The sequence below is a fragment of the Marinobacter maritimus genome (assembly GCF_007671675.1).
Taxonomy (GTDB): domain Bacteria; phylum Pseudomonadota; class Gammaproteobacteria; order Pseudomonadales; family Oleiphilaceae; genus Marinobacter; species Marinobacter maritimus.
The window spans coordinates 144,700-158,925 of sequence record NZ_VCGW01000005.1; the positions used below are offsets into that span (position 1 = coordinate 144,700).

12 protein-coding genes are annotated in these 14,226 nt (G+C 53.2%); 1 reads left to right on the top strand and 11 read right to left on the bottom strand.

Features of this window, described 5'->3' with window-relative positions; all coding sequences use genetic code 11:
- Positions 1-11 precede the first annotated feature (11 nt).
- From FFI90_RS17210 to FFI90_RS17255, 10 genes are all read right to left on the bottom strand, one after another.
- Positions 12-584: an ATPase gene (locus FFI90_RS17210; RefSeq protein WP_144779800.1), complete on the bottom strand. Its 573-nt coding sequence runs from the start codon at positions 582-584 to the stop codon at positions 12-14.
- Positions 574-987, bottom strand: a complete 414-nt coding sequence (locus tag FFI90_RS17215; RefSeq protein ID WP_144779802.1) for a TA system antitoxin ParD family protein — start codon at positions 985-987, stop codon at positions 574-576. The genes FFI90_RS17210 and FFI90_RS17215 overlap by 11 nt, the downstream gene beginning before the upstream one ends.
- 117 nt (positions 988-1,104) lie before the next feature.
- A complete protein-coding gene (locus tag FFI90_RS17220) occupies positions 1,105-2,085 on the bottom strand; it encodes a hypothetical protein (protein ID WP_222120534.1) in 981 nt (326 codons plus the stop codon).
- Positions 2,086-2,232: 147 nt separating this feature from the next.
- Complete coding sequence (locus FFI90_RS17225; RefSeq protein WP_144779804.1) at positions 2,233-2,553, bottom strand: hypothetical protein; 321 nt, start codon at positions 2,551-2,553, stop codon at positions 2,233-2,235.
- 58 nt (positions 2,554-2,611) lie between these two features.
- Complete coding sequence (locus FFI90_RS17230) at positions 2,612-3,658, bottom strand: hypothetical protein (protein ID WP_144779806.1); 1,047 nt, start codon at positions 3,656-3,658, stop codon at positions 2,612-2,614.
- A 47-nt stretch (positions 3,659-3,705) separates the two neighbouring features.
- The gene (locus FFI90_RS17235; RefSeq protein ID WP_144779808.1) at positions 3,706-4,053 is read right to left on the bottom strand and encodes a hypothetical protein; all 348 of its coding nucleotides are present in this window, start codon (positions 4,051-4,053) and stop codon (positions 3,706-3,708) included.
- Between the two features lie 79 nt (positions 4,054-4,132).
- Positions 4,133-5,200, bottom strand: a complete 1,068-nt coding sequence (locus tag FFI90_RS17240) for a hypothetical protein (RefSeq protein WP_144779810.1) — start codon at positions 5,198-5,200, stop codon at positions 4,133-4,135.
- A gap of 101 nt (positions 5,201-5,301) precedes the next feature.
- A complete protein-coding gene (locus FFI90_RS17245; RefSeq protein WP_222120531.1) occupies positions 5,302-6,270 on the bottom strand; it encodes a hypothetical protein in 969 nt (322 codons plus the stop codon).
- A gap of 104 nt (positions 6,271-6,374) precedes the next feature.
- Positions 6,375-9,461 (bottom strand): toxin VasX, encoded by a 3,087-nt coding sequence (locus FFI90_RS17250; RefSeq protein WP_342779391.1) that lies wholly within the window; start codon positions 9,459-9,461, stop codon positions 6,375-6,377.
- Positions 9,462-9,739: 278 nt separating this feature from the next.
- Positions 9,740-11,884: a type VI secretion system Vgr family protein gene (locus FFI90_RS17255; RefSeq protein ID WP_144779815.1), complete on the bottom strand. Its 2,145-nt coding sequence runs from the start codon at positions 11,882-11,884 to the stop codon at positions 9,740-9,742.
- Positions 11,885-12,147: 263 nt separating this feature from the next.
- Between FFI90_RS17255 and FFI90_RS17260 the strand changes: the two genes are divergently transcribed.
- Positions 12,148-13,173 carry an NADP-dependent oxidoreductase gene (locus FFI90_RS17260; protein WP_144779817.1) on the top strand — a complete coding sequence of 342 codons (1,026 nt, stop codon included), beginning with the start codon at positions 12,148-12,150 and terminating at the stop codon, positions 13,171-13,173.
- 28 nt (positions 13,174-13,201) lie between these two features.
- Here FFI90_RS17260 and FFI90_RS17265 read toward each other — a convergent pair whose 3' ends face one another.
- The gene (locus FFI90_RS17265; protein WP_425463115.1) at positions 13,202-14,167 is read right to left on the bottom strand and encodes an NAD(P)H-quinone oxidoreductase; all 966 of its coding nucleotides are present in this window, start codon (positions 14,165-14,167) and stop codon (positions 13,202-13,204) included.
- Positions 14,168-14,226 lie beyond the last annotated feature (59 nt).

The window sequence follows — 14,226 nt, forward strand, 5'->3', positions numbered from 1 at the left end:
GCGCAAAAACTTTATCCATCCAGCAAGTCCCGCGCCCATGCGGGCAACGTCTCACAGTAGCGCAGCCACTCGCCGTTTTCCCAGACGGCAACACGAACAAAGGGCTGATCCAGGCTGGAATTATCAACAAGATGCAGCTCATCCACCAGCCCGACGCATTCACGCAAGTTGGCGTACGTTCTCGGAATCCTGTTCTCTATTTTTTTCTCCGGCACGTTGTGGCCACCAGACTGGACGCGAGTGGTGACGCGAGCCTTGTTCAGCGCGGTGGTTTCCAGATGAAAATAGAACATTCGGATACGAAAACCTGCCGCCTTCGCAGCCCCCAAAAAATCTATTTTAGAGGGATGAGAAAAAACCGTTTCAAAACAGAAGCTCTGGCGCTCTTTCAAGAGACGGAACCGCTCTTTCTCAGCAATCAGAGCCGCCTCGTAACTGTGCTTTTCGGGAAAACCAGGCCAAAGGCTGCGCGCAATATTATCTGCATTGACCAAAGGAATACTGCGCCGGGCAAGAAAGCGCTCATAAAACGTAGACTTGCCCGCACCATTACCACCAACGAGCAGCCAAAGCTCAGGCTGCATCGTCGCGGTCGCTCACGGCTTCAAACCGCCCATTGCGGAATTGGCCAATCTGGCGCATACCATCGGGGTAAATAGCTTCCAGGTACCCAGGTTTGTCAGCGGCGGCTTGATAAACCGTCCGCCCCCGAGCAATCGAGCGGCTCAATTCGCCGCTGTCGCGGGCCTGATTCACTTCTGCCCACAAATCATCACTGGTGACCGTTTCCGGAACCACTGGCTCCACCTTCACGCGCCGGATGCCCTGAAGAATGGCAATTAGATCCTCCGCGCTTACCTCCCCTGCAACCACACGACCTATCTCCGCCCAATACTCGATCTGTTTGGGCGTAGAGCGGCGGTGGACCTGCCCCTCGGCAGCGGCGTGACGAACCAGATTATCATCCAGACGAATGGCGATAGTCATGTGAACCTCCAATGGCTTGGCTTTTAATATTTACAGATTACCACGGGCGTTGCATTTTGCAACAATTGTCGCAAATGGATCATGCATCCAAGAGCTCAAGCAAGCCGCGTTCTTTGCTCATGCCGTCATCGCTCTCCTGGAGACGGCCTCGTCGCTTACGAGTGCAAAAATTTCCAGGGTGGGCTTGCCGGGATGTATCTTTTGCAATTCCAATACACGCCTGCTCTGGCGTTTCAGTTCCTCGCTCGGCTTCGCCCATTGGTTTTCCGGGAGTGCTTCAGACCAATCAGACATTGCCTTTGGCAAGGTCTTTCGGCTCACGCGTTTGATCTTTTGGACCTCCCATTCCACCAGCCGGTTCGGGATCGTCCAGAAGGTCACAAGGTGGTATAGGTACCAGCCGATCAGGTAGAACATTCCCCGCTTGCCTTGCCTGTATTCGCAATGGAGGCGTTTGCGGGCGTTGCGGAAGACATGAACGCCTTCCCACGGCGGATCGTCCGGGCCTTGAAGTTCCAGTGGGTCCTGGATTTCTTTCAGGGTGTGCACTTCATATTCCATGTACGCCCGGATCGCTTCCCAGTTGCTGATGGCCAGCGGCAAGCCCGGGGTTTCAAACTCCAGGGTATATTTCTCACCCGTTTCCGGGTGATAGAAGCCAATGCCGAAGCCGTACTGGCGTTGCACGCCATATTCCGTAGCGCCTTGTGCTTCTGTGACCCAGGCGACCAAGTCTTCCCAAGGGACGAAGATCGGTTCTTTCTGGCCCTCAGGTACAAAACATACTTCACGGCGTTGGCGATTGAAGCGGGTGGGGATCACATTTTTTAACTTGCCATAAGCCAGCCAACGAGGAAAGGAGAGCATAAAGAAACCAAACAGCCCAGCCCAGATAGAAATCTGGAAGGAATAATCAAAGGTTACGCGCCCCCCCCATAGGGCATCTTCCCAGCCATTACCGAAAACAACCCCCCCCAAAAAAGACGACAATGGGGAAAACAAATGCAATAAACAAAAAACAAAAAAAGGGTATGCCCAAAGAGGCCTGCCAACCAAAAACTGAGGTAGTACCAGCCCCAAAATCCAGGTAGGCATCATTCACTTCTCCCACCACGTGGTCATGATCCACCGGCAACAGTCCGGTCGGCAGAGGTGCGGGTGACAAAAATGTTAGCCGTCCGCTCGGAAAGGGCTCAGAACGCCCCGCACGGGGCAGTAACTCTGACTGATTGGTTTTCGCATTCATTAAAGGGTATCCATCACTATGAGTGGCTGGCAGAGCTGCCACCAGGAAATCTCAGCTTTTGGCATTTCCTGAACAGGAGTCAGGGGATACCGACTCTCGGGCGTGACCTTCAGCATATACACAGCACTTGTGTAAGCACCGACTGCCTGTAGAGTTTCCAGTTTGATCATCAGGCTAAGATCACGGGGTCGGATACCATGTTTAGTTTTATCATGGGCTGGTGGTTTGAAGGTAACCTGAAGCCCAACCTGAACCCGGGTCGTCACCGACTCCTGATGTAGGAGGCTACGATATTCACCATCCTGAAGCTCTCGTTTCACCAGAAATCGAACACCACACTGATGAGGTAGGAATTGTCTGGCAATGACTTCCTTTCGTTCATATAGACCACGCTCCCGCCGGTCTCTGCTTTCGGTACTCCTCCATCGAGATCTTGCCTAGCTGTGGGGTGAGTTTGCAGACTCGGCTTCCCCAAGGATATTCATTCTGATATCTGTGAACTTCCGTCCAACCCTTACCCTCCTTCCAGGATTCCAGATCAAGGTCGCGCCAGTATCGCGGGTTACGCCCTGTCTTTCTGTCGTGTTCTGCCGTTACGGGATCCAGGTGACGGAAAGGTTCGAGGCGAGGGGTATCCGGTAACGGCTGAGCCACGTCCATGTAGCGCTGCAACATATCCCAGGTCGCAAGCACTTCATTCTTGTTGGATTCGATTGAACTAAAGGCCGTTTTGTTGAAGGTTTTCTGGGTATAGCGGTGTACCAGCATTAACCGGTAGAACACACCGCTTTCCTGAATAACCCTATCAACGTAGGCATCGAATTCTATAAAGGGAGCTTCAAAAAACCGTTTCCGTCCCAAAGCAATGCGAACCTGCCCGGTGACCCGGTTGAACTCACTGCATCCGTCTTCCAGCGTCTCGCTCAGCTTTTTGGTGAGAGTCTTTTCGAAAGGCTTGAGGAAGAAGCCTATACCGGTGCTCATGATCCAGTTGGTGGTGGGCGGGGTTATCCAAATAGCGAATATGTACCATGCGAGAGCTAGTACTATACCAACGCCGCCCACGAGCAACCCTGGAAGAGATCGAACTAACTCTATCTCGACGATCGTCCAAACCAACACTGCTGGGCCTGCGAGCCATAAAATGAATATCCAAATAATGGGAATGATCAAGATCAGAAACTTTAACCCCAGCTTCCCATTCAAAAACCTTATCCGCTGGTGGTTCCACCACCACTCTTTGTCCTGAAATTCAGGATCGCTTTTCTTACAGTCCTGAAGCGCTTCAACAGACTCAATCGTGCCAAGATAAGGAACGGCCCCCGCGTAGCTGCCAATGGGCTGAAGCTCCTCGCCAATGCGAGCGCGCTTCCTGGGGGATTCAGGCAAGGGGCCGATGGCTGTTGCCCGAAAGGCAGTCTCCATAAACTCAGGCACTTTCTGCAGGCCTTGCCTTGCGGCTTCCTCTGTGATCAGTCACTGGCGTCAACGCTCTGTAACTCAAGAACACTGCCGCTTTGGCCAGAGGCCATCAATGCAGAAATCAGAATGAAAGGAATCGCAACGTAATAGGTCGGAAAACCAGCATTACCAAAAATATTGATCAGCGCCACAACACCAACGGTTGCAGCTCCAATTGTTAAGGTCAATACCGACAGTTTGGCTTTTCGTTCTGACTCCGGGTCTGTCTTTATCTTGACCATCGACCCACACTCGGTGCATTCGACAGGTTCAGGTTTTTCCAGCTTCTCCAACTGCTCTTTCGACAGCTGATTCTTGCCATTGCAAGTCGCGCAGATTGCTTCTAAATAATCACTCATCGTTTCTTCCCTGAAATTGAGTTCGCTTCTTGGTCTTCCCTGTCCCGACTTTCTCTTTGAAAGAATGTCTGATCGGGCATTAAATCGGCCAAGCCTCCGGGGATCGCTTTTTGCGATATTCTTCCATTGAGATCTGGCCCAGTTGCGGGGTCAGCCTGCAAGTGCGCTTGCCCCAGGGATATTCCGCTTGTCGCTTCAGCCACTCGGCCCCTTCACACTGCTTCCAAGCTTCTATATCCAGATCGCGCCAGTAGCGGGGATTTCGCCCGGTGCGCTGATCATGCTCGACGGTTACCGGGTCCAGGTGCCGGAAGGGCTCCAGTCTTGGTACATCGGGCAAGGGCTGGATCACATCCATGTACCGTTGGAGCATATCCCACAGTGCCATCACTTCTTCTTTCGCCGGTTCTACACGGCTCAAGGACGTTTGAATGAATTGTTTACCAGTGTATCGGTGCACGAACATCAGGCGATAGAAGATACCCCCCGCCTCGATCACTCGTTCCACATAGGCATCAAATTCTTCAAAGGGGGCCGTCAGTTTCTTGCCCCCCGATAGAGCGAAGCTCACCTCGCCGGTCTCACGACTGAAACAGCTTTCACCCGCCTCCAGACCTCGATCCAGTAGCTTGGCGAGGAGTTTGTCGAATGGCCTGAGCAGTAGGGCAAAAAAGCCCATGACCCAAGGCATGGTTTTTATGAGGATATAAAAAGACGCGGCTATCCAGCCAAAACCCACTACAAGAAACCAAAGCACTTTAAGGATTCGGGGCATTTCAACAAAGTCAGCGAGATACAATGACAGCACGCCGCCGCCCCCCACTAAAGCGGTGCCCCAAACGTAGGGAATAAGCAGTATCAAAGCAGAAAGGCCAAGAAAGGCTTTACCGTTGAGAAAACGAATTTTCTGATGACTCCACCACCAGTCGCCAGAAGTAAATGCCTCGGGTTCGCTCTGTCTCTGATGCTGGATGTCACCAGCATCCTCACACACCCGGTAATAGGGCTCGATCCCAGTGTAATTGCCAACAGGTTGAAGATCTTGACCAAGCTGTTTTCTACTTTTTGCGGGTTCCGGAAGAAGCGGGACCTGATCTGACCGGAACCCATCCTTTTCATGGCTGATTTTTTCACCATTTTTGCTCACAGGGTGACCTCTTACTAAGCCCTACATCAAGCATCGTCTATCCCCAAACGAGCTCCACATTTCTGTACGTCTTGAAAAAGCTTGACCCGGATTTTCATTTCTCAGATCGGCCATGAACCCGCAGGGCGTTTTTGCCGGTACTCGTCCATGGAAATCTTGCCCAGTCGGGGCGTGAGCTTGCAGGTTCGGCTGCTCCAAGGGAATTGGCTCTGCCTCTGATGGATCTCAGTCCATCCCTCACCTTCCTTCCAGGACTCAAGATCCAGATCCCGCCAATAACGGGGGTTGCGGCCAGTTTTCTTGTCATGCTCCACAGTGACCGGATCCAGATGGCGGAAGGGTTCCAGGCGCGGCGTATCGGGGAGGGGTTGGGTCACGTCCATGTAACGCTGAAGCATATCCCAAAGGGCCAACACCTCGTGCTTTTCAGCTTCGATGGTGCTGAAGGCGGTCTTGTTGAAGGTTTTCTGAGTGTAGCGGTGCACCAGCATTAGCCGATAGAAGATGCCGCCGTGCTGAACAACCCGCTCTACATAGGCGTCAAATTCCACAAAAGGGGCTTCGAAAAAGCGCTTTCGCCCAAGCGCAAAGCGCACTTGGCCAGTGATGCGGTTGAATTCGCTGCAACCATCTTCGAGAGTATCGTCCAGCTTCTTGTTGATGATTTTTTCGAAGGGTTTGAGAAAAAAACCGATGCCGGTGCTCATGATCCAGTTGGTGGTGGGGGGAATGATCCAAAATGAAAATATTAACCACGCTGGCACCAAGAAAAACAACAGCGCCAAATGAAGAAAAGCGGGAAGTTCATACCATTCAGTTAACTGCACCACCCCCCAAACTACGGATCCTAATCCACCGATTACTAGTGTTAGTACCCAGGTCAGCGGTAAGGCTAGAATCAGGAATTTGATCCCCTGCTTTCCGTTAAGAAAGCGAAGACGTTGGTGATCCGACCACCAATCTTCGTCTTTGAATTCAGAATCTGTTTTCTCATGATCTTGAAGTGCCTCCACATCTTGGACTGTTCCGTGATAGGGAATGACTCCTGCATAGCTGCCAACGGGCTGCAATTCTTCGCCAATACGGATGCGTTTTTGTGGACTTTCGGGCAAAGGCTCTATAGCCGTCGCCCTGAAGACCGTGGCCGAAAATTCACACATAGCTTGGGAGCCTCTCATGCGCTAACCTCAACGAAAAACCAATACGGCGACTTGGGCTGAGAATGAGGATCCAAGATAGTCCGCTCCTTAGGTGGTGGGTTGCTGTGGCGGGCAGCGCTATATGGTTCGTAGTCTTCATACAGCGGTGCAGGAAACACCAGTGGCCCCAGTTCGGTATCCAAAGTAGCCTGAAGCCCGACCCTAACCCGGGTCGTCACCGACTCCTGATAGAGCAGGCTACGATACTCACTACCCTGAAGCTCTCGTTTCACCAGAAATCGAACAGCAGACAGGTGCGGCAGGGATTGCCTGGCCATGACATTCGTCAACGGTGTGGTTTTGACGAGCTGAGTGCTGCTAACTGGAGCTATTGAGCCCGGCGCAACAATACTTGTATTCGACGATTGGTAGGCAACTTCCTGTACGACCAGATTGAATGGCCTCACAGGTAAGTCTTCCCTGCACTCATTCCCACGGAAAATACTCAACTGGCTGACGAGAGGGAATTGCATTGTTATCACGTAATCATCCGGCTGCGGCGAATAACTCGGATGGGATAGTGCTGGGTCTGGCTCAATATCTGCGTACTTTTGGGCAGTCACCTGAATCGGTGAAAGAAGAGAAAGCAACTGGCTGTAATAAGCTTGATCATCTTGCCTAGCCAGCAAGTCGTCGGGATAGCACCCCCAGTGACCACGCTTTAGTAGTTGTTCGAACGAATCGTCTGTTGCTGCGTCTGCATATACCCCGCCTCCAACGACCATTGATATACCAAGGATGGCCCAACCCCAACCGGGTATGGCCAGCAAAGAGCCGACGAGTGGCTGAGCCAGGAAAATCAAACCACCTGTCACTGCTATTGCGTGGCCTGTAGCAGCATCGAAATCTTTATTGGACAGACTAATTCGCATCTCCCAAGAGCTCAAGGCAACACCGACGGCTCCCGCTGTAAAACTTGCTAAGCCAACAGTTCGAACGAGTGTGCCTGCTCTAAGTTTTCTTAGCCTGGTACCAATAAAGACCCAGTTTTTCATGTCAAAAAGTGGTCGGACGGAAAACCTGTAAACCTTGGTTTTTATCTTATTATTGCCCTCCAGAACAACGTTAAGCTTTAGAGATGCAGCAAGTAACTCTGTAAAAGCGCCGGCCATCTTGCTAGATGCCAATAAAGTATTGCCGTCACGACGCCGAAGCACCTGAATCACGTTTTGAGATTCCATAAAAATATTAAATGCCGCCAACACCACCAACCCACGGGACACAACCGGGCCATCTACAATTTTCCCGACACGCTTGGCGAAATCCACCTTCAACAGCCCAAGCTTCTGTGCCTCGGGGTGCGCGTCAGGCGCAAAGAACACCATGGTTCCACCGGCTACCTTATGAACAGCTTCCTCCACCGCATCAGCGGCTCGTGTGGGGCTGCTTGATGCCATTACGTCATCAGAGCTGTCGAACAGGTCCGCATACAGATAATCTTTTTTTCGAGTGAGTACGCCTTCTGTATGGTCAAAGTCATTTAAACCCCGGTCGAGGCCATTTCCGTGCACACCAAGAATAGAGCCACTTATGACGGCACCTGCCCGATCCATCACCCTGATGCCTTTCAACTCGGGATCAGCCAAAACAAGGTTCGATGAAACACCCTGCATGACCCTCTGCAATTCAACCTGCTGAATTTCGCCTTCCTCCAACAGGCGTTTGCACACCGCCAATATCGCGGAGCTCCACTCAGTCAATGCGCCGGATACCAGACCTCCAACTTTCCCCGCATTGGAAACATCCTTGATAACGCTGTCAGTACCCTCTCTTTTTTCTTTAAGCTGCTTTTCCAGATACACCAATGACTGCGTGTTCAGGCGGTTCAGCATAGCCTCATCAATCTCGGCCTGCCCATCAGCAAGCGCCCGCAACCGTTCATAAGGAGACGGTATCCCGCCATTCTCAGCAGTTGAGTCCACATTTTTGTGCTGCGGTGCCCAATCAGTCAGAAAACTACCCTTAAGGATCCATTGTTTTAATCCGCTTAACACCTGGGCATGGCTATTCACACCTTGCGCCTTGAGCACGCCGGGGATTTGCTGCAAAACATTAAGCTTATCCGCTACCAGAAAATAAGCCTCACAGATCGCATGATCACTGCATGTCCGGTAGTCATCAAAGAATGGGTCGAGTCTCCCCATTTTCATCATGCCGGTTAGGCTTTCAGCATGTTGTTCAATGACGCGGATGGCATGATTCTTTTCTGCGGTATCCAACACCTCATCCAACTTCTGGCGGTCAATAGCCTCTGCATATTTTGCCAATGACGAAGCCTTTCCGTCTGCCTGTGGATCAAACACCGCTTGCCGAATGAGCATCGCCGAGTGAGCCATCGGATTCTTCTGGATGGATACATCAACCGCATCAAGATAATGCAAAGCCAACTGTAACTGAGCTAGAGAATGGCGCAGTTTGAATAGCGGATCCGGCAATGCCACACAGGCCAGTCCTTTCTGCCCTCTCAGTCCAGCCAATCGGTCTTCATCGGGATCACAACGGATATCCAGTTCAACAGGTTCTTCACCCTTTTCTTGCGCTTCGCGCAGGCGGGCGGCTAGTTTTGCGCAGAGCTCTGAATCAGAGGGTTTTTCGAATTCGGGTGTGAAGTCCCTGGGGTTCTCCAGCATCAGTTCAACACCCAGATCCCTTGCGCGGAGTTCTGGCAAATCCTCAACTCTTGATGCCGGAAATCCGGTCTGGAAACTGAGACCTTCCACCGTAGTCACGGCCCAGGCGTGCCCGACGCCTGTCGTGCGGGCATTTCGGGCTTTTTCGTCTGCCTCCAGCTTCTGGATATATCCCCAATCCCACTGCACTTCACTGTAAGCCATGCGGATATCGTGCATGACCCCCTGGCCCTGCAGGAATACCGGTACAAGCACATCATCAAGCCATTCACCTTCGGCTGGCCGCTGTATCCGTAAGTTGCTTTCCGGGCTATCTACGGCTTTTCGAGCAGCAGCCAGATCCACATCACTCACCTTCGAATCTGGCCCAATCTCCAGCTCACGCCACAGCCTGTCCCGGCGATAGATATACAGATAACCCGGGCGGAGCATTGCAACAGCCTTACCCTGATAAACCGGGGTGCCATAGCCGGTGGAGACGGGCAATGCGCTTTCAATTTCTGCAAAGGGTTTAATTCTCAACAGGGTGTTCTCCTGATAGTCTTCCCGCTCAATATTCGAACGGGCACTTTTCAGGAGAGGGATAGTGATTTGCCCCCCTTCACGCTTGGCTATCGTGAGAACCAGATCGTGAGGATTGCTGTCATCGTATTCTGCTTTGCGACGAACTGAGCGATCCCTGGATTCATCAGTAAAAGTTACAGGACCTGTCACGCTTCACCTCCTTCTGAAGAATCCTTGATAACGTCAACGACTCCCCCGCTGGCATTCCCTCCAATCACATCAACAATGAGCTTTCGGTGGGTACTTGGCAGCTCTTCTATATGAAGCGGATCCGCAGACGCATTTTTGCGCGCACTGACATTCGTAAGAGTTGTGGCAAGCGGAGAGGCAGGCGTATCGCCATCCAACAGGTTTGGCAAATCTGCGCTTTCAGGGCTCACACCACTCCCACTCCCCGGCGCTCCCCCCGAATTAATCTTGATCCCCGGCCCACTCAACGTAACCCCGCTGGGGTCCAGCTTGATGAAGCTGCCGCCACCGGCAATGGTGAGTTCAACACCTGCATCTAGCACCACCTTGGCACCAGCTTTATGGTGAACCTCATTGCCGGCCTCACACAATGTCGCGCAGCCGGATTTCTGGTGCAGGGTGCCACCAATGTTTTGGCTACAATCAGTTCCGATGCTTTGGCGTTTTTCGCCGTCGATGGTTTGGTGTTTGCTGCCTTTTATGTGGCTGAAGCGGTCGTTCTCAATGGTCAGGTGGCTGTCGTTGTTGATGACTTCGGTACGGTTGTTTTCGGTGAGCAGGTCGAGATCTTTCTGGGCGTGGATGTAGATCTGCTCCTGGTCGGCTTCGTCCTCAAACCGCAGTTCGTTGCTGCCTTCTCCCTTGTGAGTCTGGGTTTTCAGGGTGGTGCGGGTTTTGTGTTCCGGTAACGCGTAGGGCGGTGTGTTGGTGGCGTGGAAGGTGCGGCCGGTGATGATGGGCTGATCCGGGTCGCCGTCGAGGAAGGAGACGATCACTTCGTTGCCAATTCTCGGCAAGGCCATAAAGCCGTATTGCCCGCCAGCCCAGCCTTGGCTGACACGGAGCCAGGCGCTGCTGTGCTCATCGTTTTTACTGCTCTCTACCTCATTTGGCCGCTGGCGCCGATCCCAAGGAAACCTCACCTTTACCCGGCCATATTCATCGCAATGAATTTCTTCACCTTCGGGGCCGGTCACTATGGCAATTTGCGGGCCGTCCATCAGTGGGCGATGGGTACGTTTTGGTCGCCAGGTTTTGTCGGCAGGTACGGCACTGAAGGTGTTGTGATAGGTGGTCGGTTCAGATCCGCCCTCTTCTTCCATGGCCTGGGGTTGTTTGCCGGTGTGGATAACGGCGGTGAGCAGCCAGTCCCGGTTCAGGCTGGGGTTGTCGTGCTCAGTGAGTTCGGTTTTGGCACCGCATGTAAAGTCGACGCGGTTGCTTTCGCCGTGGGCAGTACTGGCGTCGTTTCTGAGGGCGTCCAGCTTTGCTTCGGTAAACGGCTGGCCGCTGGCGTCGGCTTTGAAGCGGCCCGGGTAGTCGAAGTGCTGATAATCCTGGCGTTGGTTTGCACTGGCGGCGCTCTGTTCGTGCATTAAGGCATAAGCAGGATTTTTGAAGGTGTAGTCCTTCATGGCAACCGAGGCGGCACGCACCCGTTCTTCGTAGCGGAAACGGAAGACCGCCGGCTGTTGGGTGCTTCCACCGGCTTTGCCGTTGTATTCGGCAGGTTCGAGGCGAGGTGCGTCGCCGTGGTGGTCGGCAAGGACCAGGCCCGGCTGCTCATCCCCGTCTACACTGCCGTGCTGGTAGCGGTAATGCCAGCCTTCCTCTGCGGCCATGCGTTCAATGAACGCCAGATCACTTTCCCGGTGCTGAACGCAGTACTCGCGCTCCTGAGGATTGCGCTTGAGATCAAACACTGAGTTCGCAATGCCCCGCTCTTCCAGCAGGGTGCGCACGAGGGTGTCGGTGGTCTGGGTTTGAAAGATGCGGCTGTTGTGCATCAACCCCAAGCGCCATAGAGGCGGCTGGATGATGAGTTCGTAGCGGGTGCGACGGTGGCCGGAATCACCCCGGGCAAACTCGTTGACCACGCCGGTGAAGCGGCGAAGCGGCACGCCATCCTGCCAGACCACCAGATCCACCTGCTGTTCCAGAACCTCACCCGCACCCACGTCCGGGTTGGTACTGGCCAGCTCAAGGCAGCCGTGAAACAGTTCGGATAACCGTTCGGTCAGCGTAAAGCCGACAACAGAAAATAGATCAGAGGGGAGGTCGCCAACACTGGCGGTAAACTGCAGTCCGTTTGCCTGGAGCATATCTTCGATCCCTGAAGATTGGTGTCTTGTTCGTGCTCATCCTGAGCCGATGCCCGATTATAACCTTCAGATTCCGTAATGTAACCCCGCAGCACTGAGGCCGCAGAAAACATGAGAGGTTGACCACAACATCATTCTGCTGCACGCTAATCTGGTTTCATTACGCAACCCAAAGAGCAAGACCGCTCCGAATTACCTCACTTCAGGTAGGGTCGTACCACCTAACATATAGCACCATTCAACTTCAGGTAGAGAGAAACACCATGAGCCAATATCAAAATCATGCCATTGTGCTGAAGCAGCGTCCCAACGGAGAAATCCAGAAGGGCGATCTGGTTATGGAAGAGCGCCCGGTGCGCGAGCCCAAAAAGGGTGAAGTCGTTGCCCAGATTCTTTGGCTGTCTCTGGATCCCTACATGCGCCCTCGCATGAACGATGCAAAAGGGTACATGGACCCGATCGCCATTGATGAACCCATCACCGGCGAGAGCGTGGCGCGGATTGTGGAGTCCCGGTCAGACAAGCTTAAAGTCGGTGATCTGGTAACCTGTTACTCAGGCTGGCAGGAATACGTAACCTTCCCGGCAGACGCGCCGATGGTTTACAAAATCCATCAGAAAGAAGGCGTTCCGCTGCAGACATATCTTGGCGTTGCCGGCATGCCAGGTCGCACCGGCTACTGCGGCCTGACCTACGTGGGCAAGCCCAAAGCCGGCGAAACCGTCGTGGTTTCTGCGGCATCAGGCCCGGTGGGTACAGTTGTCGGCCAAACTGCCAAAACCAACGGTTGTCGGGTAGTGGGTGTTGCCGGCGGTCCGGAAAAATGCAGCTATGTGGTTGATGAACTGGGGTTTGATGCCTGCGTGGATTACAAAGCAGGCAATCTGGAAGCCGATCTGAAAGCCGCCTGCCCCGACGGCATCGACATCTACTATGAGAACGTAGGAGGTGACGTTACAAGAGCCGTTGCTCCACTGCTGAACCCAGGGGCACGGGTACCCATTTGCGGTTATGTCTCAGCGTATAACGCCAAGAGCACAGACGAGGTAGAGACGCCATTCGATATTCTCAAGCGCCTCGACCCGGTACCCGAGCACCGTTTTTTCCTGGTAACCGAGTGGCAAGACAAGCACCAGGAAATTACCGATATTCTTACGAGTCGTATTGCTTCAGGCCAGATCAAATACCGTGAGACGGTTGCTGAAGGCCTCGAAAACGCAGTTGAGGCCTTCAAGGGCATGCTGAAGGGCAAAAACTTCGGTAAGCAACTGGTTCATATCGCCGACTAAAACAAAACGGTACTCAACGCCGGGAAGGCTATTCTCCTATTTTGAGAAGCACCTTCCCGGTATTGTTGTTGGCCGCTACGTGCGCCATAGCCTCTTCAACCTGCGCAATGGGCCAAGTGCTATCGATCATGGGCTCAATCTGTCCTGCGACCAGCAACGGCCAAACGTTGCGATACAGCGCCTGCATGACACGCCCTTTGTCTGCTACTGAACGGGACCGCAATGTAGAACCAATCAATCGGTGGCGCTTCATCAACATGAGACCCAAATCAACTTCCGCAAAGCGACCACCCAGAAGGCCGATCAGAATAATCCGGCCATCGGCACTCAGGACTTTCTGATCTTCCTGAATGTAGCTTCCGCCGACGGGATCCAGCACCATATCGACACCGCCCCAACTTTTCACCGCATCCACAAACGAGCCGTCTTTTCGATTCCAGGTGCCCGTTGCACCCAGATTACGACACACCTCCAGCTTTTCTTCATCGCCGGCTGTCGCAAATACCGGATTACCAAATGCTGTGGCAATCTGAATAACGGCTGTGCCCAGCCCACTGGCGGCCGCGTGCAAGAGCACCCTTTCACCAGGCTTCAGATCAGCTTCCTGGTACAGGTTCAGCCAGGCCGTCGCAAACACTTCCGGAATAGCCGCTGCCTTTTTCAGCGTGAATCCCTTCGGAATCGGCAGCACCTGAACCGCAGGAACAGCAACTTTAGTCGCGTAACCACCGCCTGTAAGCAATGCGCACACTTCATCGCCCGGGTTGAACGTTGTCACGGCTTTGCCAACTGCTGAGATGCGACCACTCACTTCCAGCCCAAGAATGTCAGACGCACCCGGAGGTGGGGGATAAACCCCGGCCCGTTGCGACAGGTCGGCACGGTTAACCGCAGTCCAGACAACGTCTATTTCTACGTGATCTGCCGGCAGCTCTTCAATGCTCGCGCAGTCTTCCCATGCCAGGGAGTCGCCGTTTATCTTGATTGCTTTCATCATGTATCGAATCTCGGCACTTTTGAGTGTCCAGTCATGAATCGAGTGACCAGTCCGGA